The sequence below is a fragment of the Cellvibrio fontiphilus genome, from assembly GCF_042646205.1.
GTDB classification, from domain to species: Bacteria; Pseudomonadota; Gammaproteobacteria; order Pseudomonadales; family Cellvibrionaceae; genus Cellvibrio; species Cellvibrio fontiphilus_A.
In genome coordinates this window covers 172,012-194,928 of record NZ_JBHRTF010000001.1, presented here as the reverse complement: position 1 = coordinate 194,928, position 22,917 = coordinate 172,012, and the positions used below count along the sequence as shown (strand labels likewise).

At 49.0% G+C, this 22,917-nt stretch carries 26 protein-coding genes; 8 read left to right on the top strand and 18 right to left on the bottom strand.

The genetic code is table 11. The features are described from left to right. The first annotated feature begins 10 nt into the window (after positions 1 to 10). Both gatB and ACFODX_RS00890 read left to right on the top strand, forming a co-directional pair. Positions 11 to 1,456, top strand: coding sequence for an Asp-tRNA(Asn)/Glu-tRNA(Gln) amidotransferase subunit GatB (gene gatB / locus ACFODX_RS00895; RefSeq protein ID WP_378115112.1), 1,446 nt, complete (start codon positions 11 to 13; stop codon positions 1,454 to 1,456). Positions 1,457 to 1,464: 8 nt separating this feature from the next. Next, positions 1,465 to 1,761, top strand: a complete 297-nt coding sequence (locus ACFODX_RS00890) for a PA4642 family protein (RefSeq protein WP_378115110.1) — start codon at positions 1,465 to 1,467, stop codon at positions 1,759 to 1,761. Between the two features lie 100 nt (positions 1,762 to 1,861). Here ACFODX_RS00890 and ACFODX_RS00885 read toward each other — a convergent pair whose 3' ends face one another. The 4 genes from ACFODX_RS00885 to ACFODX_RS00870 form a co-directional block, all read right to left on the bottom strand. Further along, positions 1,862 to 2,785, bottom strand: coding sequence for a hypothetical protein (locus ACFODX_RS00885; RefSeq protein ID WP_378115108.1), 924 nt, complete (start codon positions 2,783 to 2,785; stop codon positions 1,862 to 1,864). 42 nt (positions 2,786 to 2,827) lie between these two features. Next, complete coding sequence (locus tag ACFODX_RS00880; protein ID WP_378115106.1) at positions 2,828 to 3,355, bottom strand: REP-associated tyrosine transposase; 528 nt, start codon at positions 3,353 to 3,355, stop codon at positions 2,828 to 2,830. 148 nt (positions 3,356 to 3,503) lie between these two features. Continuing rightward, entirely contained in the window at positions 3,504 to 3,830 is a 327-nt protein-coding gene (locus tag ACFODX_RS00875) for a type II toxin-antitoxin system RelE/ParE family toxin (protein ID WP_378115104.1), read from the bottom strand. Beyond that, positions 3,830 to 4,099 carry a type II toxin-antitoxin system Phd/YefM family antitoxin gene (locus tag ACFODX_RS00870; RefSeq protein WP_378115102.1) on the bottom strand — a complete coding sequence of 90 codons (270 nt, stop codon included), beginning with the start codon at positions 4,097 to 4,099 and terminating at the stop codon, positions 3,830 to 3,832. The genes ACFODX_RS00875 and ACFODX_RS00870 overlap by 1 nt, the downstream gene beginning before the upstream one ends. 255 nt (positions 4,100 to 4,354) lie before the next feature. Here ACFODX_RS00870 and rrtA point away from each other — a divergent pair, with 255 nt between their 5' ends. After that, the gene (rrtA, locus tag ACFODX_RS00865) at positions 4,355 to 4,885 is read left to right on the top strand and encodes a rhombosortase (protein ID WP_378115099.1); all 531 of its coding nucleotides are present in this window, start codon (positions 4,355 to 4,357) and stop codon (positions 4,883 to 4,885) included. A gap of 5 nt (positions 4,886 to 4,890) precedes the next feature. Further along, positions 4,891 to 5,625 carry a sulfate transporter CysZ gene (cysZ, locus tag ACFODX_RS00860; RefSeq protein ID WP_378115097.1) on the top strand — a complete coding sequence of 245 codons (735 nt, stop codon included), beginning with the start codon at positions 4,891 to 4,893 and terminating at the stop codon, positions 5,623 to 5,625. 79 nt (positions 5,626 to 5,704) lie between these two features. On the opposite strand, the gene ACFODX_RS00855 is transcribed toward cysZ, so the two are convergent. The 4 genes from ACFODX_RS00855 to rhlB all read right to left on the bottom strand — a co-directional run bounded on the left by ACFODX_RS00855 (position 5,705) and on the right by rhlB (position 10,551). Beyond that, positions 5,705 to 6,961 (bottom strand): response regulator, encoded by a 1,257-nt coding sequence (locus ACFODX_RS00855; RefSeq protein WP_378115095.1) that lies wholly within the window; start codon positions 6,959 to 6,961, stop codon positions 5,705 to 5,707. A gap of 86 nt (positions 6,962 to 7,047) precedes the next feature. Then, positions 7,048 to 7,854, bottom strand: coding sequence for a DODA-type extradiol aromatic ring-opening family dioxygenase (locus ACFODX_RS00850; protein ID WP_378115093.1), 807 nt, complete (start codon positions 7,852 to 7,854; stop codon positions 7,048 to 7,050). A gap of 92 nt (positions 7,855 to 7,946) precedes the next feature. Then, on the bottom strand, positions 7,947 to 8,831 hold the full coding sequence (locus tag ACFODX_RS00845; RefSeq protein ID WP_378115091.1) for a DMT family transporter: 885 nt from the start codon (positions 8,829 to 8,831) through the stop codon (positions 7,947 to 7,949). A 100-nt stretch (positions 8,832 to 8,931) separates the two neighbouring features. Further along, positions 8,932 to 10,551: an ATP-dependent RNA helicase RhlB gene (gene rhlB, locus ACFODX_RS00840; RefSeq protein WP_378115089.1), complete on the bottom strand. Its 1,620-nt coding sequence runs from the start codon at positions 10,549 to 10,551 to the stop codon at positions 8,932 to 8,934. A gap of 246 nt (positions 10,552 to 10,797) precedes the next feature. On the opposite strand from rhlB, the gene ACFODX_RS00835 reads away from it, so the two are divergent. Continuing rightward, complete coding sequence (locus ACFODX_RS00835) at positions 10,798 to 11,505, top strand: type 1 glutamine amidotransferase (RefSeq protein WP_378115087.1); 708 nt, start codon at positions 10,798 to 10,800, stop codon at positions 11,503 to 11,505. Between the two features lie 79 nt (positions 11,506 to 11,584). On the opposite strand, the gene ACFODX_RS00830 is transcribed toward ACFODX_RS00835, so the two are convergent. After that, on the bottom strand, positions 11,585 to 12,274 hold the full coding sequence (locus ACFODX_RS00830) for a VIT1/CCC1 transporter family protein (RefSeq protein WP_378115085.1): 690 nt from the start codon (positions 12,272 to 12,274) through the stop codon (positions 11,585 to 11,587). A 26-nt stretch (positions 12,275 to 12,300) separates the two neighbouring features. Further along, on the bottom strand, positions 12,301 to 12,855 hold the full coding sequence (locus ACFODX_RS00825; RefSeq protein ID WP_378115083.1) for a cytochrome b: 555 nt from the start codon (positions 12,853 to 12,855) through the stop codon (positions 12,301 to 12,303). A 179-nt stretch (positions 12,856 to 13,034) separates the two neighbouring features. On the opposite strand from ACFODX_RS00825, the gene ACFODX_RS00820 reads away from it, so the two are divergent. Continuing rightward, a complete protein-coding gene (locus ACFODX_RS00820; protein ID WP_378115081.1) occupies positions 13,035 to 13,232 on the top strand; it encodes a hypothetical protein in 198 nt (65 codons plus the stop codon). 122 nt (positions 13,233 to 13,354) lie between these two features. After that, positions 13,355 to 13,972 carry a TetR/AcrR family transcriptional regulator gene (locus ACFODX_RS00815; protein ID WP_378115079.1) on the top strand — a complete coding sequence of 206 codons (618 nt, stop codon included), beginning with the start codon at positions 13,355 to 13,357 and terminating at the stop codon, positions 13,970 to 13,972. A gap of 3 nt (positions 13,973 to 13,975) precedes the next feature. On the opposite strand, the gene ACFODX_RS00810 is transcribed toward ACFODX_RS00815, so the two are convergent. The 3 genes from ACFODX_RS00810 to ACFODX_RS00800 form a co-directional block, all read right to left on the bottom strand. After that, complete coding sequence (locus ACFODX_RS00810) at positions 13,976 to 14,344, bottom strand: FmdB family zinc ribbon protein (RefSeq protein WP_378115077.1); 369 nt, start codon at positions 14,342 to 14,344, stop codon at positions 13,976 to 13,978. 100 nt (positions 14,345 to 14,444) lie between these two features. Next, positions 14,445 to 15,674: a formamidase gene (gene fmdA / locus ACFODX_RS00805; RefSeq protein WP_378115075.1), complete on the bottom strand. Its 1,230-nt coding sequence runs from the start codon at positions 15,672 to 15,674 to the stop codon at positions 14,445 to 14,447. A gap of 138 nt (positions 15,675 to 15,812) precedes the next feature. Next, positions 15,813 to 16,979 (bottom strand): helix-turn-helix domain-containing protein, encoded by a 1,167-nt coding sequence (locus ACFODX_RS00800; protein WP_378115072.1) that lies wholly within the window; start codon positions 16,977 to 16,979, stop codon positions 15,813 to 15,815. 239 nt (positions 16,980 to 17,218) lie between these two features. Between ACFODX_RS00800 and ACFODX_RS00795 the strand changes: the two genes are divergently transcribed. Continuing rightward, the gene (locus tag ACFODX_RS00795; protein WP_378115070.1) at positions 17,219 to 17,551 is read left to right on the top strand and encodes a hypothetical protein; all 333 of its coding nucleotides are present in this window, start codon (positions 17,219 to 17,221) and stop codon (positions 17,549 to 17,551) included. Positions 17,552 to 17,638: 87 nt separating this feature from the next. Here ACFODX_RS00795 and urtE read toward each other — a convergent pair whose 3' ends face one another. The 5 genes from urtE to urtA form a co-directional block, all read right to left on the bottom strand. After that, positions 17,639 to 18,328: an urea ABC transporter ATP-binding subunit UrtE gene (gene urtE / locus ACFODX_RS00790; RefSeq protein WP_324258341.1), complete on the bottom strand. Its 690-nt coding sequence runs from the start codon at positions 18,326 to 18,328 to the stop codon at positions 17,639 to 17,641. Positions 18,329 to 18,371: 43 nt separating this feature from the next. Continuing rightward, positions 18,372 to 19,115, bottom strand: coding sequence for an urea ABC transporter ATP-binding protein UrtD (urtD, locus tag ACFODX_RS00785; RefSeq protein WP_378115068.1), 744 nt, complete (start codon positions 19,113 to 19,115; stop codon positions 18,372 to 18,374). Further along, positions 19,108 to 20,355: an urea ABC transporter permease subunit UrtC gene (gene urtC / locus ACFODX_RS00780; RefSeq protein WP_378115066.1), complete on the bottom strand. Its 1,248-nt coding sequence runs from the start codon at positions 20,353 to 20,355 to the stop codon at positions 19,108 to 19,110. Before urtC ends, urtD begins: the two co-directional genes overlap by 8 nt. A 15-nt stretch (positions 20,356 to 20,370) precedes the next feature. Then, positions 20,371 to 21,297 carry an urea ABC transporter permease subunit UrtB gene (gene urtB / locus ACFODX_RS00775; protein ID WP_324258344.1) on the bottom strand — a complete coding sequence of 309 codons (927 nt, stop codon included), beginning with the start codon at positions 21,295 to 21,297 and terminating at the stop codon, positions 20,371 to 20,373. Between the two features lie 87 nt (positions 21,298 to 21,384). Next, positions 21,385 to 22,632 (bottom strand): urea ABC transporter substrate-binding protein, encoded by a 1,248-nt coding sequence (gene urtA, locus ACFODX_RS00770; RefSeq protein ID WP_378115063.1) that lies wholly within the window; start codon positions 22,630 to 22,632, stop codon positions 21,385 to 21,387. Positions 22,633 to 22,917: the final 285 nt, after the last annotated feature.

Here is a 22,917-nt window from a genome sequence, read left to right as displayed (position 1 = left end):
AGAAGAAAAAATGCAATGGGAAACCGTAATCGGGTTGGAAGTTCACGTACAACTCGCCACCAAAACCAAAATTTTCTCCGGCGCCAGCACGGCGTTTGGCGCTGAGCCAAACACTCAAGCCTGTGCGATTGACTTAGCCATGCCCGGCACACTGCCCGTTGCCAACGAACAGGCGTTTCGTTTTGCCACCATGTTTGGTTTGGCAGTGAATGCAGAAATTGGCAAACGCTCGGTGTTTGAACGCAAAAATTATTTTTATCCCGATCTGCCCAAGGGTTATCAAACCACACAGCTTGCCGAGCCAATTGTCGGCGCGGGCTATATTGATTTGGAATTAAGCGAAGGCCGCACCAAACGCGTTCGCATTCACCACGCGCACTTGGAAGAAGATGCGGGCAAATCCCTGCACGAAGATTTTGCCGGCATGAGCGGCATCGACTTAAACCGCGCCGGCACACCACTAATTGAAGTGGTCACCGAACCGGATATGCGCAGCGCCGAAGAAGCCGTTGCCTTCGCCAAAAAATTGCACTCTATCGTGACCTCGCTGGAAATTTGCGATGGCGAAATGAGTCAAGGCTCTATGCGTTTTGACGTAAATATTTCTGTGCGTCCCAAAGGCTCCGACAAACTCGGCACACGTACCGAAACCAAAAATTTAAACTCGTTTAAATTTATGGAAGAGGCGATTGAGCTGGAAGTCGAGCGTCAAATTGATGTGCTGGAAGACGGCGGCAAAATTATTCAGGAAACCCGCCTCTACAACGGCGACACCAAAAAAGCCCGTAGCATGCGCAGCAAAGAAGACAGCAACGACTACCGCTACTTCCCCTGCCCTGATTTGCTGCCGGTAATTTTGGACGATGAATATATCGAATCCGTTCGCCAGCAAATGCCGGAGTTGCCCGAAGCCAAGCGCGCGCGTTTTGTGGAGCAATACGGCCTGAGCAGCTACGACGCCGGTCAAATCACCATGGATAAATTTACCGCGGCGTTTTTTGAAGCCTCGGCAAAAATTTCCGGCGAAGCCAAACTCACCGCCAACTGGATCATGGCGGACCTGGGTGCTTATTTAAATCGCACCGAACAGCGCATCGACCAATCACCCGTCACCCCCGAACTGCTTGCCGGTTTGGTCGTGCGCGTGAAAGACGGCACACTCTCCAGCAAAATTGCCAAACAAGTGTTTGAAGCAATCTGTAACCGTGAAGGCGATGCCGACACGATTATCGAAACCAAAGGATTGAAACAGGTTTCCGATACCGGCGCACTGGAAAAAATTATCGACGACATCATCGCCGCGAATACCGCACAAGTGGAGGGCTACCGCGCCGCTGCCGAAGACAAACGCGCAAAAATGCTCGGTTTCTTTGTCGGCCAAGCCATGAAAGCCTCCAAAGGCCAAGCGAATCCGCAAGTGCTGAATGAATTGTTAATTAAAAAATTGAATGGTTGAGAACTGAAATGAGCCAACGTAAAGACAAAGAAAAAGTACTGGGTGAAACTTTTGATGATGAACGCATCAAAACCTTTTTAAACTACCCTGCCCCCGCCGGCGTAAACCCGGACTATCACCTGCTGGAAAAAGCCTATCGCGGTATGCTCGGCGACAACTTCAACACCTTTGTAAAATTTTTTGTTGAAGCCGGCAAAGATGTAAACGCCATAGGCCCGGAAGGTAAAACCTTTTTGCAGGTGGTAAAAACCCACCGCAATGGTGAGGAATATGCCGCCGCTCTGGAAGCAGCAGGCGCGAAGTAAATAAAACACCGCATGCAAAATAAAAAGGCAGCCCTCACCGGCTGCCTTTTTCGTTTCTGAGAGCTACTCACGTAGGGCGGCTTCGCGAAGCAAGCCGCCATTACTCCCTATGAATATATATTCTTGCTTTACGTTTCTTATTGAAAATATAAGGCTCCATATTTTCATCAAACAAGAGCTTGAGCTTTAAATCATCTGAATCCAGAAAATTCAACTGCTTCCTGATATTTACATATCCTGCCTTTACGTCAAGTTCAATCTCTTCTATTTTACTAAGCATTTGATCAACACAACGCATGACATGAAAGTTCGATCCATCTGCAGCAAAACCACCACCTAATGACATATATACTGTTCCGTCAGATACACGTACCCAAAGATTCGAATTCTTATCTCTTGAATTTTTACGAGCATCAGGACTCTCGTAAGCTAGATCATCAGCAATCAAATCTGTATAAACAAACCGCCTGATGATTTCAGGCCAATTTGAGTGTATAACCTCTACCAGATGCCTATTGCACCACAAATCAGCATCATCTGTATCGCTCCCATGAGACAAGATATCCAAGAAATAAACACTATTTCCATTAATATAAATAAATAATAAGTCCGCTGTCCGTTTTTCATCGAAATGGAGATGATAAATACCCCACTCGCTCCGCATGTGATCTAAATTTTCTTGTTTAAACTGTCTTACCATCTTGGCTTTATTGCTTATTAAGTGGTTTACATCTATACCGCTTGCAAATGCATTTTTGAAGAATTCACACCGCTTCATTTTCTCTGCGTCAGAAGCAATTAAATCCGAGAAACACACATTGTAATTAATAACTGGAACGCGCCTTGCAGCCACTGAACAGAAATGTTTAAACAATTTTTCTGCACGTACTGCGTCAGGCAATGATTTACTGGAACCATTACTCAAATCCAAATCACTAGGAATCGCGTACCCAAAATTTTTCAACCTATTTTTAACTTCATCAGACAAGTCACGCCAAAAATTAAATTTTAACTTTTCTTTCACAGAATGAGCCTCCGGCGGTTTGCTTCGCGAAGCCGCCCTACATTAATCGTGGTATTGCAATGTATCTTCTTTGCCTCCAGCCCAGTTATGTGGGTAGATGCCTTGCGTTACGTAGCGATGAAACGTGGAATATGGCCAATCGCTAACTCGTTGCACCAAACCATGCTTTAATGGATTGATGTGAATGTAATCCATGTGTGCATTAAAGTCTTGCTGGTCACGAATTAAATGCTCCCAATAGCGGCGCTGCCATATTCCGCGTTCGCGGCGCTTAATTTGTACCGCAGAACGATACTCTTCCCTTGGAATACCTTTTGAAAACATTAATTTTATTAATTGCCAGCGCATAGCAAAATCTGCATCACCTTCCGGCAATTCGATAATGCAATGCATATGATCTGGTAATACGACCCATCCGTGAATTTTGAAGGGGTGGTGCTTGCGTACTCTGGCTACAGAGTTGCGTAACAAATCAATATGCCGAACTAATAGATCGTTATTCTTTCGCTGTTGTAAATTTATAGTGAAAAAATAGGTGCCGCCTGGGTGCCATAGCCTACGATAATCCATTCTCCAATAACTCCTTTTATTAACCTACGGCGGAGTGCTGCGCGACTCCGCCCTACAATCATCGCACCACGTAGGGCGGCTTCGCGAAGCAAGCCGCCGTAATGCACAAGATTAAAAATTTATAACAGACCAATCACCCCACACCCAATTATCCTGCAAACAACCGCCTCTCCAACAATGACTGCATATCCCTGCGCCCATCCGCAATTAAATAAATCAGTATTTGCGATGGCAGTGCGCGATAGATAACGCGATAGGGTTTGAAATAAACCTGCCGATACTCGCGAATACCTAGCTGCAACAATTCTTTAGGGAAGGTTCCGCGCTCTGGGTTTTCACTCAAGTTATTGATGAGCTTTTGCAGCTGATCCAATAGCTGATCGGCCTTTTGTGGGGAGTCGTGTTCGGCGATGTAATCGTAGATGCTGAATAAATCGCGTTCAGCGCCGGCGGTAAAACTGATTGCTAAGGACATTATTCTTTAATATTCCGGGCGCGGGCAAAAACATCATTTGCCGGTGCAATCTTACCTTCTTCCAAATCGCGATTTCCCAGGGCGAGAATTTTTAATAGCGCCATTGTTTCCTGGGTTTCGTTATAACTGGCAACATCCTGCAGGACGGCTTTGGCCTCGCCGTTCTGGGTGATAATCAACGGCTCACGACTTTGGGTCAGGGTTTCGAGCACTTCTGCCGCATTTGCCTTTAAATAGCTGATTGGCTTTATTTGATTGGTGTAGTTCATAGTTTCCGCAAGACCGATTAAAGACCAGATTTAGTCTCACCTAAGCTTAAGTCGATTACCCATGGCCAGCAAGCATTAAATAGCTCTACCTAAGAACAATAAGCTCCCGATAATTTGCACCAACCCGCACCCTGAGTCTAAGATGGCAGCCCACTTAACTTATCTCCCCCCACAACACAGATGCCCGCAATAAAAATTACAGCCACACTTGGACTCTGCTTGATATTAAGCGCAGTAACGCTCAGCCTAACTGCCGTGGAAAGCTCACTGTTTCCTCTGCTCGGCTTATACCCTGACCAAGTCTCCACCGGCGAAATTTGGCGTTTGCTTAGCGCTAACTTTGTGCACTTTGGATGGATTCATACTTTGATGAATCTAGCCGCACTGCTGCTGTGTGTGTTGGCATTTTTTATGGAGACATCCATCAGAAAATTTTTATTCTTGTTGCTCTGGTGCTGTGCCGCGGTCGGTTTAGGAATTTATTTTTTCAATCCGGAATACCAGCCCTATGCGGGTTTATCTGGTGCGCTGCATGGTTTGATTGTGGTGGGCTTGATAGGCGCTGGCGCCTACCCTTGGTGGATACGTGCGGCGGGGTTGTTATTGGTTGCCGCAAAACTCCTGCAGGAAAATAGTGCAGGTTACCAAGCGACAGATCTACAGCAATTGATTCCTGCGGCGGTTGCCGTCGAATCCCATGTGTATGGTGCGATTGCCGGTTTGATTTTTGCGGTTGGTGATAGCTTGCTTGGAGCAATGCAAAAAAAAACAAATATCAGAGGATAAGCTAAATGCAAGGCTCACCCGGTAAGGCGCTGGATTATTTTGTAGAGGGCGGGAAATTAATTATCAAACCAGGTTTCCGCCGCTTTATTTTGATTCCGCTGTTGATCAATATAATTATTTTTGTCGCTATTACTGCTGCGCTGTTTAATGCCTTCGGCGATTTTTTTAACCAGATTTTGGCTTGGTCGCCCGATTGGCTGGATTGGTTAGCCTGGCTGTTATGGCCGCTGGTTGCGTTTATTTTTTTAGTGGTTTATGGCTACAGCTTTAATTTGATTACCAATTTTATTGCGGCGCCTTTTTTTGGCCTGCTCGCTGAAAAAGTGGAAACTCACCTAACGGGTAATACACCACCAGAGGAGCCCTGGAGTTTATTAATTCCCCGAACACTGCAACGTGAACTGGTAAAACTTTGGTATTTTGTAAGCCGCGGTTTATTGGTGTTGATTTTATTAGGCTTCTGTTTATTTATCCCCGGGTTAAATCTGATCGCGGCTATTGTCGCTGCACTCTGGGGTTGCTGGAGTATGGTGGTGCAATACGCCGATTATCCGGCAGACAACCACCAATTGGGTTTTCGGGAGCTGCGGCGCCGCTTAAACAGTCAACCTTTAACCAGTTATAGCTATGGCGCCATTATTTTATTAGGCAGTATGGTGCCAGTGCTGAATATTGTTGTTACGCCGATTGCAGTAGCCGGTGCAACTATTTATTGGATTAAAGAAGTGCGCCACCTTTGAAAGTGGCGGCCTTTGAAAAGCCATTCAACATAAAAAAGGCGCGATTAATCGCGCCCCTGCCATTAAAGAATGCGTATATTTATTCGTCACCATCATCCACAATCATATTGCCGCCCGCTTCTTTAGCGCGCCGCAGGTATTCATTGGCGGTGGTGATTTGTTCATCCAGGCTATTTTTTAACTGCCCGGTGACTCCTGCACTGAAATAAATATGGCGCGAATCACCATTGATATTAATCGGCTCTGCGGCCAGCAATTGTTTCACTTTGCTCAAAAACGCAGCCGCTTTTTCATGGTCAAGCCCCGGCATCATCACAAAAAAATCGTCACTATCCGCACGCGCCAATAAAAAGCGATCCAGCATGGCGGCCAAGCGACTGGCAATTTGTTTAAGGGCAAGATCACCCCAGGCATTGCCGTGCTGTTGGTTAATTTCACTAAAATTATCGATATTAATAATTGCCATCACCAAGGGAGCTGACTTTTCCTGTGCGGATTTATACAACTCACGCGCCGCGTTAAAAAAATGGGAGCGATGGTAAAGCCCGGTCAGGTGATCGCGCTGGGCGTTATAGGTGATCTGCTCCACCAATTCCAGCGACTCTATATTGTGGATAATGCGACAGTAAAACTCTTCCGGATGAAATGGCTTGCGCAAAAAATCGTTGGCACCGTGTTTGATAAATTTAGCAGACAATGCCTCGCTACTTTCACCGGACACACCAATCATAATCAAATCGGTTTTGTCGTATTTGTAGCGCAGGTTGCGCACCAACTCAAAGCCATCCATTTTAGGCATGTTGTAATCGGTGATTAATAATTTTACCTCAGGGTTTTCCAACAGCACTTTAATGGCATCTACACCATCAACCGCTTCAATCACCTGAAATAAATGCCGGCGGAATAAATTCACCATATGTTTGCGCGACATATCCGAATCATCCACCACCAACACTTTAATGTGCTGATTTTTTTCCAGCCGCTGAATCATGGCAACTGCTTTGCTGTAAGCGTAACGGCCTTCTTTGGTTACGTAATCCACTATGCCTTTATTAAAAAGTTGCTCGCGGCGTTTTTCGTCGTAGGAGCCGGTGAGCACTATGCTGGGAATTTTTTTGCTGAGGGTAAAATCCACCACTTCGCCATCCGGCGCATCGGGCAAATTAAGGTCTACCAGCGCAGCAAAAAAATCATTGGGGGATTCGCTATACAAACTGCTCGCCTGCGCCAGGCTGGTCGCATACACCGCCTCGTAGGGAAGTGATGAAGCTTGCACCAAATGGCGCAATATTTTCATCACCATATCGCTGTCTTCAACGATCAGAATTTTTTTCATCGTGGCTTACTCTATTTTGTTCTGGTATCCAAAGAGTGTAGCCAAACTTTTGAAAAATGCGCCAAGTCCTTGAAACAGCGAGATCTTTAACACCAGAGGTAGCCTGAAATAGCCGTATTGAATAACAGCCCGGAGAAATTTTGCTGGGCCGCTTTGCGCTCTGCACAAGCCGCACCAAAACACACATGTAATGGCAACAAATGCTCTTCGCGGGGATGGCAAAAACGTCCTTGCGGCGTGTTTGCCCAAGTGACCAAACGCTGCTCGCGCTCGGCGTGGCTCAGATCCGGGTGGGTAAGCGTGTCGCTAAGCCAGGAATCAAAAATTTCACTTTTGCCGCGCACGCCGGGGTCATTAGAGAAAAAAGCGCGCATATTGTGGAACGACATTCCCGAGCCGAGAATCAGCACACCCTGCTCACGCAGCGGCGCAAGCGCTTTGCCCATGGCGATGTGCGCCGCAGGATCAAGCGATGCCAACAGGGACAACTGCACCACCGGAATATCGGCGGCAGGATAGGCCAACATCAGCGGCACAAAAGTACCGTGATCATAAGCGCGCAGGTTATCCAGCCGCGCCTCAATCTGCTGCGCTATCAACAACTGTTGTATTTGTTTTGCCAGCTCGGGATTACCCGGCGCAGGGTAATTAAATTCATAACTCTCCGGCGGAAAACCATAGTAATCAAACAGCATGCCCGGCGCCGGTGAATAGCTAATGCTGGCAACCTCCTCTTCCCAATGTGCACTGATCACCAGGATCGCACTGGGGCGCGGCAATTGGCTAGCCAGTGATTGCATAAATGCGGTGAGCTCGCGGTGATTGGCGTCGCCCAACAAGGGCATAGGGCCGCCACCATGGGGAACAAAAACCACAGGCATTAACTCAGTCATGGAAACACCTCGCACTTGGTTGTGACTCGCTCTGGGATTGTTACTCACTCTGGGGCCGTTACTTGCTCCGGGCTGTTAGCCAGAGCGAATAATCAAAGGTTAATGGCTGCTGTGGCCGCCGCCTTGCTGTGCTCGCGCACCGATTCATAAATCGCCGCCGCAATAATGACGCTGCCGCCTAATAGCGTGCTCATATCAGGATAGGTGTGTAACACCGCAATTTCATAACCCACCGCATAAACCGGCTGCAGGCAAGCAACCAGCCCGACAGTTTTGGCTTTCAGGTAACGCAGGGAGTAGCCCAACAGGGTATGGGTAAAAGCGGTAAAAAAGATGCCCAAACACAGCAGTAACCAACCGTCTTTTGCACTGGGCTGATGCGGTGAGAGTAGCAATACCGGCGTCATCAGCAGCGCCACAATTAACACTTGATAACTCATGGAGCGGGCAGCCGTTTGATCGCTGAACCAATGACTGAGCAACAAGTTGCGCACGGCAAAGGTCACTGCCGAAATAACGCCCCAAATAACTCCCTGGGTCATGTTATTGCTGAAAGTAAATTCCGGCACCAGCCAGTAAATACCAAATAACACCAGGCAACCGCTGGTTACATCGCGCCAGTCGAGTTTGGTGCCTTTGAGCCAAGGCTCCAAAAAGACGGTAACCACCGGATAGGCGTAAAGCGAGATCATACCCACTGCGATATTGGCGACCTGCATGGAATAGAAAAAAGTCACCCAATGCAGTGCCAGAAGCGCACCCAGAAGCAGCATACGGCGATAATCGCGCGCGGAGCGCAGGGCGACATTGCGCTCACGCCACCACACCCAGGCAAACAATACCAAGGCGGCCACCCAGGTGCGGTAACCCGTGATATCCCAAGCAGGCAACTCAATGATTTTGGAAAAAAGCCCGGTGGCGCCCATTAAAAAGGCACCCAGATGCAGACTTAACAGGGCTGATTTCGCTGAAGACATAAATATTCCAAGCGATAGGTATGCCCGGCAAACCGCCGGCTGTTGCAGGGCTAGCCGCTTGGCGTGCCCTGCTATCGGGTTAATTGCGCTTTATATCGGATTAGTTGCGCGGCCGGCGACTGCGATTTCCGCCGGGGCGATTACCTACCGAGCGGTTGCTGTAGCGCTCCCCTGAATTGCGTGCCCGCGCCGGGGCCGGCAGGCTTTCTGGCGGTGGCAGCATCAGGTATTCAGGTGGCTGTTCGCATTTGATGACCTTGCCGAGCAGTTTTTCAATCGGCTCCAACAACATGGCGTCGTCTTCGCAGGCAAAACTGATAGAGGTTCCGGTTTTACCCGCGCGCCCAGTACGACCAATGCGATGCACATAGTCCTCCGGCTCTTCCGGCAGGGTGAAATTCACCACATGACTGATGCCGCTGATATGGATGCCGCGACCCGCGACATCGGTAGCTACCAGCACTTTGATTTCACCGGATTTAAATGCATCCAGCGTGGACACCCGTTTGTTCTGAGCGATCTCACCGGAGAGTAAACCCGCCTTGATACCGTGGCGCTCCAACTTTTCCTGCAAATCGCGACACTCATCGCGGCGATTGGCAAACACGATCATGCTCTCGGCGTGTTCCTGTTGGATCAGGTTGTACAGGAGTGTGTATTTTTCCTCAGTGGAAACCAGATACACATGCTGATCTACCCGCTCATTGGCAACGGATTCCGGCTCGATATCCACAGTGACTGGTTTGTAAGTCCACTGCTCTACCAAAATGCGCACTTCATCGGTAAAAGTCGCCGAGAAGAACAGGGTTTGGCGATCTTCCCGCTTGGGCGTTTGACGCACAATTTGGCGCACCTGGGGGATAAAACCCATGTCCAACATGCGGTCGGCTTCATCGATAACCAGCACTTCCAACTGATCCAGATAGACATCTTTATTACCGCAAAAATCCAGCAAACGCCCGGGCGTGGCCACCAGAATATCTACCAGATCCTCATGCAGGTGACGCTGCTGCTTCACGTAATCCATACCGCCTACCAGCGTATGAATTTTCAGGTCGGTGTATTTACAGAGCTTTTTAGCATCATCGGCAATCTGGATCACCAGTTCGCGCGTGGGGGCAATAATCAAGGCTCTTGCCTCGCCCGCATAACGTTTTTCACTGATAGGGTTTTTCAGCAAGTCATCAATAATCGCTGTTAAAAATGCAGCGGTTTTGCCTGTGCCTGTCTGCGCTTTACCTACCACATCCTTACCTTGCAAGGCGTGGGGCAGCGATTGCGCCTGAATAGGCGAGCAATATTTAAAGCCCAAATCCGCGATGGCGCGCATCAGCGGTAATTCAAGATCAAAATCGTGGAAACGGGCTTTGCCTTCTTCAGCCTCCACCGGGAATTGCGACAAATCCCAGGGGCCATGATCTACCTTGGCTGGCCGTTTTGGGCGAGGGGCATTGGAGTGGCGCGGCGGTTTGGCATTGGTTGGGGAGTTATTACTGGAAGCTACCGCAGCAGCGGGCTGACTCTCGTGTTTGTGGCCGGAGCGATCACGCTGATTGCGGTTGCCACGATCACGCTGACTATTCGTTTGACCACTGCGCTCACGCGGGTGCTTTTTGGCAGCAGTTTTATCACTCGCAGAGGGGCTTGCTTCCTTTTTTTCAGGCTTGTCAGCCGCTGAACCTATTAGTTTTTTAAACAGTTTTCCGATCAATCTATTCACCAAAAATGTGTAGCCAGAGGCTCTAAAAGGCTGTCACGCAGACAAGCCGGGGGGCAGGAGAGCGCACAATTTGCGTATTAATTGCACGCATAAACTGTGCCCGAGTATACACCAATCGTCAGACAATCAGCGGTTTTGGCGCCAATTGCCCGCAATTAATCGCCAAGCTGCGTGATGAATTCTGCATAATCGCTACCGTTTGCCATCAACCAAAACGCCCCTTACTTCCAATTCATGGAGCGCATCATGCGAATACACAGCTTGCAACACGTCCCTTTTGAAGATATCGGCAGCATGGCAGAGGATTTCCGGCGGCGCGGGTATTCACTCACTACCAGCCATTGGTATAGCGGCGATGCTGCACCCGCGGTGACAGATTTTGATGCATTGATTGTGATGGGTGGCCCCATGGGTATTTACGATGAGGCCATTTATCCCTGGCTCGCCGCTGAAAAAATACTGATCAAAAACGCCATAGATGCCGGAAAAATTGTGCTGGGAATTTGTTTGGGAGCACAGCTGATTGCCGATGTATTGGGCGGCAAAGTCACTCGCAATGCCCACAAAGAAATCGGCTGGTGGCCTGTTACCGTTCAGCCCACCGCACAAGATCACCCAATCGCCCGGATACTGGCGCGCTACCCGGAAGTATTTCACTGGCATGGCGACACCTTTGCACTGCCGCCCGGGGCACTACTTTTGGCCAGCAGCGAGGCCTGCCTGAATCAGGCGTTTAGTTATGGCGACCGGGTTTATGGCTTTCAATTCCACCTGGAAACCACGCCCGACTCGGCAGCGGCGCTCATTGAAAACTGTGGTGATGATATAGACGGCTCAACCTATACCCAGACAGCAGCTAGCCTAACGGCGAGCAGCGAACGATTTGCCGCCATCAACCGCGCCATGAGCGAGGTTATTGCGGTTATTTTTGGCGGCGAATTACCAGCGTCTTAATTCATCCGGGATGGTTTTTGGAGATGGTTCTTGGGGATGGCATTTTAGATGCAGCCCCAACGAACTTGCGACATTCAGTTTACAAAAGCGCGCCAAAGAAATGGCCGGCGGCATAGGTGAGCAACATAGCTGCCGCGCCCCAAAAACCTACCCGTAAAGCGCCCGGCAACACCGGCGCGCCGCCCACTTTAGCGGCCACTCCGCCAAGTATCAGCAGCGCCAGTAACGAGATACCTGCCACCGAATGGACGATCAGGGACGCTGGAACAAACAACAGGGCCAACAACGGCAGCGCAGCCCCCACCGCAAAGGTGGCCGCTGAGGTAAGTGCAGCCTGCAAAGGGCGAGCACTCATCACTTCGGTGATGCCCAACTCATCGCGCGCATGGGCCCCCAGTGCATCGTGCAGCATCAGTTGTTTTGCCACCTCTTTGGCCAATGGCCGCTCCAGCCCACGGGCGACATATATCTCCTCCAGCTCGCGATGCTCGGCTTCGCTGTCGGTCGCCAGTTCGTGCCGTTCACGCGCCAGGTCTGCGGCTTCGGTATCTGCCTGGGAGCGCACCGACACATACTCACCCGCCGCCATACTCATGGCGCCAGCCACCAAACCCGCAACGCCTGCCAGCACAATCGCTGCGCTGTCGCTCGCGGTAGCCGCAATGCCCATCATCAAACTGGCAGTAGAGATAATACCGTCGTTAGCTCCCAGCACCGCGGCGCGCAGCCAACCGGCATGGTGTGAACGATGTATTTCGCGATGACGCATACACAAGCTCCTGCGACTGAACCGGGTTATTTGGATTTGAAGGGCGACATACGCAGCAGGGTATTGTCGCGTTTCACATAGTGGTGAAACAGGGCCGCCACTACATGCAGCGCAATAAGGTAATAACCAATGGTGCCGACTTGTTTGTGCAAATCCTCAACTTGTTCTGCCAAGCCTGGGTTTTTGTCCACTAACGGCGGCAGCTCCACACCAAAAAAAGGTACGCCATGCCCCTCGGCACTCAGAATCACCCAGCCGGCAATTGGCATAAAAATCATAAAGGCGTAGAGGCTGATGTGAACCAGTTTGGCCAGCAGGTTTTCCCAAAGTTTGGGCGCAGGCAATATCGCCGGTGTTTTGCTGGACAAGCGCAGCGCAAGGCGTACCACCACCAGCAAGAGCACACTTATGCCCAACATAAAATGCAGGGCCTTCACCAAGTCGCGCGGCTCGCTGCCACGGGGAAACTGACCGCGGATTTCGATGGTGACAAATACCGCCACCAGCAACACAAACATAAACCAATGCAGCGCAATCAACAGGGTGCTGTAACGGTTGGTATTGGGGGTTAAAGAGTTCATACATTTCTCGGTAGGGATTGATCAAGTAGCGAAGCATAGCGCCTGCACTGAAAAGACGCACACTTTTACACAAAACCCTGTTTGACAGACCAAATGGTCTGTTATTAAATACCGACCAACCAGTCGGTTGGCATTTAATAACCGGAGCGATCCCCGATTTTGACCGCAAGGAGACTCTTATGAACGAGCTGCACTCTCGCGTTAGTCGCCCCCTCTACACACTCGATCACATCCCCATGCTGGGTTACCCGGAGTTTTCCACAGGGCTGCAAACCCATGTGCGTGTACTGCGCCTTTTGGCATACGGTTTTGTGACGCTGGGGGTTTTACTGATTGGCAGCGCGCTTGGCTTTCAATACCTCTGGCAGATTCATTAGTTCGAATGAATTTGTTTAAATAGATGCCATAGTGCCGCCACCGAACCGCCGCCTGGCAATAGATATAGACATCCAAAACCCAGATAAAAACTACCCATAAAAACGAGATTAACGAGAGCACCATGGTCACCGAACGCAACGCCGAACAAACCCGCAGCCGTATTTTGGAAGCCGCCTATGAGGAGATTTACCAAAACGGCTATCAGGGCATGCGTATCGATGCCATCCTGCAAAAAACCAATCTCGCCAAGGGTGCGCTCTACCATCACTTCCCCAATAAACTGGCTCTGGGTTATGCGGTAGTGGATGAGATTTTGATGGAGCATTTCCACCACAACTGGAAGGAATTCAGTAGCAAACACCCCGATCCGCTCACCGCCATGCAGCAATTATTTTTGTGGAAAGCCGAGAGCTACCGCAATGAACAGTGTTTTAACGGTTGCCCGCTCAATAATTTGAATCAGGAAATGGCAGCATTGGACGAAGGTTTTCACCAGCGTTTGGAAATGGCGATGGAAGCCATTTATCAATCGGTGGTGACCGCACTGGAACAGGGCCAAGCGCAGGGTTATGTGCGCGCCGATATCAACCCGACCCGCATTGCTATGTTTATTATGGCGAGCTATCAGGGAATTATGGGAACCGCAAAATGTATGCAGGCTCCCGAATTGCTATCGGATTTATTTGGCACACTCAACGATTACATAGACACACTGCGCAGCCAGGCCACAGCCCGCTAGCCGTCAGTGACTAATCATCCAGGGGCGCATGGAAGGAAACATTTTATTGCCCTCGGCGGTATAGAGCAGATTGGATTTGCGAATCGGTTTATCGCCACAACCACACCCCTTGCCATGTTTGTGCTCGCGCCGCGCCTGTTGCTCAGCGCGATATTCCGGCGTGGATAACACCGGGCTGTGCATCGCTGTTTCATTGCGCGCATGGGCTACGCGATTTTCTTGTTTCATATCCAAAAATTCCGGCGCCACCATAATTACCCGCGCGCAGAGTGTGTTGCACTGCGGGCAGGCTTTGGGCTGGCTGGATTCATCCATCGCCGCTAATTCATAAAACAAACCGTGCTCGGCGCATTTGTAATCGTAAACAGGCATATTCAACTCCAGGATTTTTTTACCCCACCCTAACCCTCTCCTTCACAAAGGGAGGGAACATCTAGCTCCTCCCCCTGACAAGGGGGAGGTTGGGAGGGGGTCATTTATCTTTCGACAAAGGTACATCCATTCCCGGCGAGACTTTTTTGGTCGGGCCTTCGGCGGATGGGTTTACATCAAAGTCGAAAATATCCGTCGGCAGCCAGAGCGTTGCACAGGCATTGGGGATATCCACCACACCAGAAATATGCCCTTGCACCGGTGCACAACCTAATATCGAATAGGCCTGTGCTTTGGAGTAACCAAACTTGGTTAAGTAGTTGATGGCATTCAAGCAGGCCTGACGATAGGCGACGTGCACATCCAAATAATGTTGCTCGCCATATTCATCCACCGAGATACCTTCAAAAATCAAATAGTCGTCGTACTTGGGCGCAATGGGGCTGGGTTTGAAAATCGGGTTTTTAATGCCGTATTTCGCCATGCCGTCTTTAATTAAATTCACCCGCAGATGAATCCAACCGGCCATTTCAATCGCGCCGCAGAAAGTGATTTCGCCATCGCCTTGGCTAAAGTGCAAATCGCCTACCGACAGCCCACCGCCTTTCACGTACACAGGAAAATAAATTTTGGAACCGCGCGATAAATCTTTAATGTCGCAGTTACCGCCGTGTTCACGCGGCGGCACAGTGCGCGCGCCTTCGGCCGCCGCAATTTTGGCCGCATCGGGTGCCATTTTGCCCATGTGGGCAGTATCGGCATAAGGTAGGGTGGCGAGTGCGGGTACGCGATCCGGCTCAGTGTCGTAGAGTTCTTTTTCGCGTTTATTCCACTCCATCAACATTTCTTTGGAGGGCAAACAACCAATCAAGCCGGGATGAATCAAACCCGCAAATTCCACGTTGGGCACATGGCGGGACTTGGTAAACATACCGTTAATATCCCAAATGGATTTTTGCGCTTCCGGAAAATGCTCCGTTAAAAAACCGCCGCCATTTTGTTTGGAGAAAAAGCCGTTAAAACCCCAGAGGCTCTCCTGAAACGCGCCAATGTCCAGAATGTCCACCACCAGCAAATCACCCGGCTCAGCTCCTTCCACACCCACAGGGCCAGAGAGGAAATGCACCTGCGACAAATCCACATCGCGCACGTCGTCGGCGCAGTCGTCATTTTTAATTTGGCCGCCGGTCCAGTCGTAACATTCAATAATAAAATCATCGCCCGGCTTCACCGTTTTCACCATGGGAATATCCGGGTGCCAACGGTTGTGGATCATCTCGTTTTCGTAGGGGGATTTGCTTAAATCTATTTTGATAATGGTTTCGGCCATGGTGCTGACTCCAGTAAGTGGGACAAAGAATTGTCGCGGGACTGGGTCAGTATCCAATTGCGGGGGAGCAGCAACAATACGACAAATAGCGCGGCTAACTACGCTATTTGACGTATGGACTCAGCAGCTAAAAACAGCTCAAGGCTGTTGTTTGCCCGCCTGCTCTTGATACTCGGTGGGCGTCATATTGGTGATTTTTTTAAAGGCGCGATAAAACGTGGATTTGCTGTTAAAACCCGCATCGGCCATCACATCCAACATCGACAATTTGGCATTGCTATTTGTCAAAATATCCGCGGCTTTTTTCACCCGGAAATTATTGATGTAATCAAAAAAGTTTTGTTTACCGGTGCGATTAATCGCCGATGAAATTTTGCGTGCAGAAATGCCGGTGATGTCCGCTAATTGTTCCAGGGTGAGGTCGGGGTCCAAAAATAACTCGCGCTCCAGCATCAGTTGGTTCAGCTTCTCCATAATGCCTGGGTCTATGTTGTCTACCTCCTTGTGCTCGCCCGGTTCCACTTTTTCTTCAGCGGGGTTCAAGGTGTATCCAATCGTGACATGCGCCATGCTGTAAACCACCAGCGCATTCACAAAAATCGCATTAAATACATTGCCGGAGATACCTATCACATTGCCCAACCACATGGATGAACTGAACAGGGTAATCAGGTAAGAGATAAATACCCAAAACCAAATCATCAGGAACCCACCGACCAGCATGGTGAGCCAGAACATATCGATGTTTTCAATATTGGAGTAGCGCTGTTTCAGCTCTTCTTTGTAGCGCACCAACAACAGCAAACAAGCCACGCCGTAACCCACGTACAAAATATTGCGCACCCACAAATGCACTTGATAAATCGGGTTGCTGTAAAGCAGGCCAAATTGGGTGATGCCCAACTCGCGCCCCTCTTCGCCCAAACTCAAATAGAGTGCAGCAATTAGTACAGGGAAGAGTGCAAGCGGAATGAAATGTAATAAATCTTTGCGAGAAAAAACAAAATCGGCATATAAAAGTGATTTGACATAGAAATAGAGCGTGGGCGCCGCAAGGTAAACACTGAACTTTAAACAATAAAAAATATGCACATGATCGGAGAGGTAAACATGTTTGATGCTGGGGCTCCAATAAATCATTGCATCCAGTGCATCCAACCCCAGGGCCATGAGGAAAAACGCAAGAAAAATATTGGCCTGTCGTTTGCCAATTCTTGCCACCAATAAAAGTATGGCAAACAAAAAAGACTGAAAAATAATCAGAATGACCGGAACGTCATTAAAACTAAAAACGAGTTTATCCACGGTTGATCTTCTCTCTATTTATAAGAATTTATTATCGGTATTGAATCGCTGTAGCCGCGCTGCCGTCTGTCAAACAATATACGGGGTTTACCGGGACTCTGCAAAAAAGCCTGCAATAAAAGCCACGAAAAACCCGATTGTGCAAATACTGTGATTCCTCGATATTGCCGCGAACCACAAGGCGGTTGTTGCGTCTCACTATCACTTGATGACAATTCACCACTGCGAGGTAAATTAATATGATTATTAAACTGTTAAAGATGGCAGGCGTTGCCGGAGTTTTGCTGCACAGTGTTGCCCAACCTGTGTATGCGGCCGACCAACAGCGACCACTGCGCGAAGACCGCCAACAGCGCGAGCACACTCACCCCGGCCCACCGGAAGAAGCACTACTTGCCTGTAAAGGCCTGAGCGAAAACGATGCCTGCGCCTTTGCCGGGCGCAATGATGAAATGATTAATGGTGTCTGTGCACTTCCGCCGCGTTTTAGCGACTCAACTGCACTCGCCTGCAAACCGGACCAGATGCCCGACCACCCCGATATGGAACCGCCAGCAGATCGAGAGGATTGATACGAAAAAAGAAAAAAATAGCCGATAAAAAAGCCAGCGATTGCCCGAGACTAGCAAACGCTGGCAGGAAACTTTTGGTGAATGGATTTATACCGATAAATAAGCGGCGACCTTGGCTTCGTTAACCGTTGCGCGCAGCTCTTCATGAACTATCTGTCCCTTCTCGATCACCAAAATGCGGTCGGCAATATCCAGTGCAAAACTTAATACTTGTTCCGATACCACGATGGATAAACCGCGCTGGTCGCGAATCATTTTTAAGGTGCGCCCCATCTCGCGAATAATCGATGGCTGGATACCCTCGGTAGGTTCATCCAAAAATAACATTTTAGGGTCGCTGGCCAATGCCCGTGCAATAGCCAATTGTTGCTGTTGGCCGCCGGACAAATTACCGCCGCGCCGGTTGCGCATTTCCAATAGCACCGGAAACATATCGTACAATTCGCGCGGCACTGAGCGGCGCTTGGTAGTGGTTAAACCGGTTTCAATATTTTCCTTCACCGTCATGCTGGAAAAAATCATCCGCCCCTGGGGCACAAAACCAAAACCACTGGCAACACGTTGATAACTTTTTAATTGGCTGACTTCTTTGCCGTCTAACTTAACGCTGCCGCTACTGCTGGGAATAACACCCATGAGTGATTTCATCAGCGTGGTTTTACCCATGCCATTGCGCCCCATCACTGCCACAATTTCGCGCGGTTTCACTTCAAAATTCAAACCGTGTAACACTTCACTTTGGCCATAACTGACCCGGTAATCGGCTACAGATAACATAAGTATTTACTCCGTCGGTTTAGCTGTTATTGCTACACAGTCATCAATGGCCCAAATAAACTTCAATCACTTTTGGATCATTCTTCACTTTATCCACCGAACCTTCGGCGAGTATTTTCCCCTGATGCAACACCGTCACCTTGTCGGCAATCTGCGCCACAAATTGCATGTCGTGTTCAATCACAATCACCGAGCGATCTTTAATAATGCTGCGCAGTAATTCTGCCGTTTGTTGCCGCTCGCCCACCGACATACCGGCCACAGGTTCATCCAGCATCAACAAGTCAGGGTCTTGCATTAACAACATGCCAATTTCCAGCCATTGTTTTTGCCCGTGGCTGAGCAGCTCCGCTTGCCTGTCTAATTGGTCACCCAAAAAAATCATATTGGCAATTTCATGGACTTTGTTCACGACTTCTTCATCGCGTTTAAATACCAGTGCACCAAATACCGAGCGGCCGCGCGGAAACGAAATTTCCAAATTTTCAAATACGGTTAAATCGCTATAAATCGACGGCGTTTGAAACTTGCGCCCAACACCGGCTTTTACTATGTCGTGCTCCTTCATTTTGGTGAGTTCTTTATTGCGGAACTTGATCGATCCCTCGGTGGCCTTAGTGCGCCCGCAAATCAAATCCAACACCGTCGTTTTACCTGCACCGTTGGGGCCGATGATTACGCGGATTTCATTTTCATCCACATAAAAACTCAAATCATTCACCGCTTTAAAACCATCAAAAGAAACGGTGAGCCCCTCTACCGCCAATACAAAGTCTGTATTACTCATGGAGTGCTCCTTGTGGCATAGGGTGTGAATCTTTGGAAGCTGGTTTAAGCTCAGGGGTTTTAGCGGGTGAGATTGGCGACTCGGTTGTGCTCGCAGCGTTTGTGGCTACCGAGGGAGTTGGCACTTTTTTGGCGAAGAGCTTATCCATCAACGCATCCACCTTGGGCGCAGCATAGGTGTTGTATAAACCAGCCAATCCATTGGGGAATGCCATGACCACGGCGATAAATAAACCGCCCATCGCAAACAACCAGAGTTCAGGGAAACTTTCCGAGAAAGACGTTTTGGCAAAGTTCACCACCAGTGCGCCATAAACTGCACCGATAATGGAGAGCCGCCCACCCACCGCGCAAAAGATTACCATTTCAATAGAAGGCACTATGCCCACCAGGGTTGGCGACATAAAACCTACTTGCAAGGTAAAGAGTGCACCGCCAATTGCCGCAAACACCGCGCCGACACAAAAAACAAATATTTTAAAATTGGAAACGTCATACCCGGAAAAACGCACGCGGTCTTCTTTATCGCGCATGGCCACCAACAAGCGGCCCAATTTACTTTTGCGAATAAACTGCGCGATGAGCAAGCATACAAACAACATAAATACGCACAGAAAATAAAACACATACTTGGCGTTGTCGGTGCGAATATCCCAGCCGTGCAGCGTGCGCAAATCGGTCATACCATTCACACCGCCGGTATAACCCTGCTGGCCAATAATTAAAATGGTGAGAATCGCCGCAATCGCCTGGGTAATAATCGCAAAGTAAACACCACCAACACGGCGTTTAAACATAGCTACACCAATGATGTAACCGAGCAGACTGGGCAGCACAATAATGGCGAGTAAAGTAAAACCAAAACTGTGGAAGGGCTGCCAAAAAAACGGCAATTCGGTGAGCTGGTTCCAATCCATAAAATCGGGAATGCCGGGGGTGGATTGGATTTTGGTGCTTTCCGGGTCTGATGCCTCCAGTTTTAAAAACATCGCCATGGCGTAGCCACCCAATCCAAAAAACACGCCCTGCCCCAAACTTAAAATACCGCCGTAGCCCCAGCAGAGCACCAGTCCCACCGCAACAAAGGCATAGGTTAAATATTTGCCCACCAAATTAAGGCGGAAAATATCCAAACTCAGCGGCAGAACCACCACCAAAATAAACGCAAGCACAACAAAACCCAGCAGTTCTTTTTTGGGCAAGAAGGACGCCATTGCCTGACTCGATAGCATGGAAGACATAATCATCGACTCCTGTTAGCGACGCACTTTGAGAGTGAATAAACCTTGCGGGCGCAGCATTAGAATTACCACTACAAACAAGAGTGTTAATACTTTGGACATGGAACCACTCATAAAAAATTCCATGGTGGATTGCGCTTGGGAAATACTGAATGCTGAAGCGATAGTACCGAGCAAACTGGAGGCACCGCCGAATACAACAACGAGGAAAGTATCCACAATATAAAGCTGGCCAGAGGTTGGGCCAGTAGAACCAATCATGGTAAAAGCGCTGCCCGCCACACCGGCAATACCGCAACCTAATGCAAAGGTAATGCGATCCACCTTCGCGGTATTAATGCCCACAGCACCCGCCATAGGGCGATTTTGTACCACCGCACGCACCTGTGTGCCCCAGCGCGAGCGATACATCAACAGTGCAACGGCGAGTGAAATTCCCAAAGCCAAACACATGACAAACAAACCGTTTATCGGTAATTCAATGGTCTCGGTGAGTTGGTAAGAACCCATTAACCAATCCGGCAGGGTTACGCCCACTTCGCGCGCACCAAATACGGTGCGATAAAGTTGTTGCAGAATTAAACTTAGCCCCCAAGTGGCGAGTAATGTATCCAGCGGTCGATTATATAAATGCCGGATCATCGACCATTCCACTAATGCCCCCAATGCGGCAGCGGCGATAAACGCGAGGATCATGGCGAGAATAAAATAAATACTGAAAAAATCTGGCAGATAGGTGGAAAACACATTGGACGTTAAGTAAGTGACGTAGGCACCGAGAATCATAAACTCACCGTGCGCCATGTTAATTACGCCCATCTGCCCAAAAATAATGGCAAGCCCCAGCGCCATGAGCACAAACACCGAAAATAAAATCAACCCTGCTACACCTTGCATGGCAAAGATCGACAATAATTCCGAGCTACTGTATTCAGCAAACATAGCTGCACCTCATCTCGAATAAAAACTTCTTGGTTTATTGCCTGGATCGAGCAAAACAACCAGCCCGAAGGCTGGTTGTGCTTGATGTTATTGATAACCTTTCGGGAACGGATCTGGCTCGATCAATTCGGCAGTTTCAAACACTACATCGTATTGGCCATCCGCACGTGCATGACCGATACGGGTTTTGGACCAGAGGTGATGGTTGGGGTGAATTTTTACGTAGCCTTCCGGTGCGGTAGTTAACTCAATACCGGGCGATGCAGCGCGCACTTTATCGATATCAAATGAGCCGGCTTTTTCCACTGCAGCTTTCCACAACCAGGGGCCAAGGTAAGCCGCTTGGGTTACGTCGCCGATAACGGTGTCTTTGCCCCATTTGGCTTTAAAGTCAGCAACAAATTTTTTGTTGTTGTCGTTCGGCAAGCTTTGGAAGTATTTCATTGCCGCGTAAGCGCCTTGCATGTTCTCACCACCAATACCCAGAATTTCATCCTCGGTTACGGAAATAGTGAGCACCAGTGGTTTTTCTTTGGTCATATCAATACCGGCGGCTTTTAATTGTTTGTAGAAGGCCACGTTAGAACCACCTACTACAATCGCATAAATGACATCCGGCTTTTTGAGTTTGATTTTGTTAATCACCGAGTTAAATTGCGTGTGACCGAGTGGATAATATTCTTCACCCACCACACTCAAACCCAATTTCTCGATGTGTTTGCGCGCAATTTTGTTGGAGGTGCGCGGCCAAATGTAATCTGAACCCAAGAGGTAGAAAGACTTGGCGCCTTTGGTTTTAGTGACCCAATCAATACCGGCGATAATTTGTTGCGTCGCTTCCTGACCGGTGTAAATCACGTTGGGCGATTGCTCCAAACCTTCATAAAAGGTGGGGTAATACAACATGCCGTTGTACTGTTCAAAAATCGGCAGTACCGCTTTGCGCGAGGCAGAAGTCCAACAGCCAAATACCGCAGCAACCTTGTCGTTTACCAATAACTTTTTGGATTTTTCCGCAAAGGTTGGCCAGTCACTGGCGCCATCTTCCTGAATGTATTCAATCTTGCGACCGAGCACACCGCCCATGGCATTGATCTGTTCAATCGCCAATTTTTCTGCTTGCACAGAACCGGTTTCACTGATCGCCATGGTGCCGGTTACCGAGTGCAGAATCCCCACTTTTACCGTGGTGTCGGTCACCGCCAGGCCAGTGGTATTCACCTCTGCCTGCGCACCGCTAAACGCGAGGGATGCTGCAAGGGTTAATAAACATTTTTTCCAGGGTTTTGAACGCGCGCTTTTTACTGGCGCGGTTGTTGGCAAAGTCGTAGTCATGGTCATTCCTCAGATAATTGAAACTTGTTTGTTCACACAGCCGTTGTAAAACAACAGTGCGCAAAGAACATTGAATAAGAACATTGCATAAAAAACTTACCTACAGCGCCTTGCATTGAATCCACTGAGTTGGTCTTCCACCGAGACATTGCCCTGAAGCGGGAGCAATCTCTACGTGACTCAATGTAAGTCCGGGCACTGGCTATCACCATTCGATAAATGACACAGGCCACTACGTCATTTGACGCAGTGGCAAAAAAGGCGAGTTGGTACAGCAATTGAAAG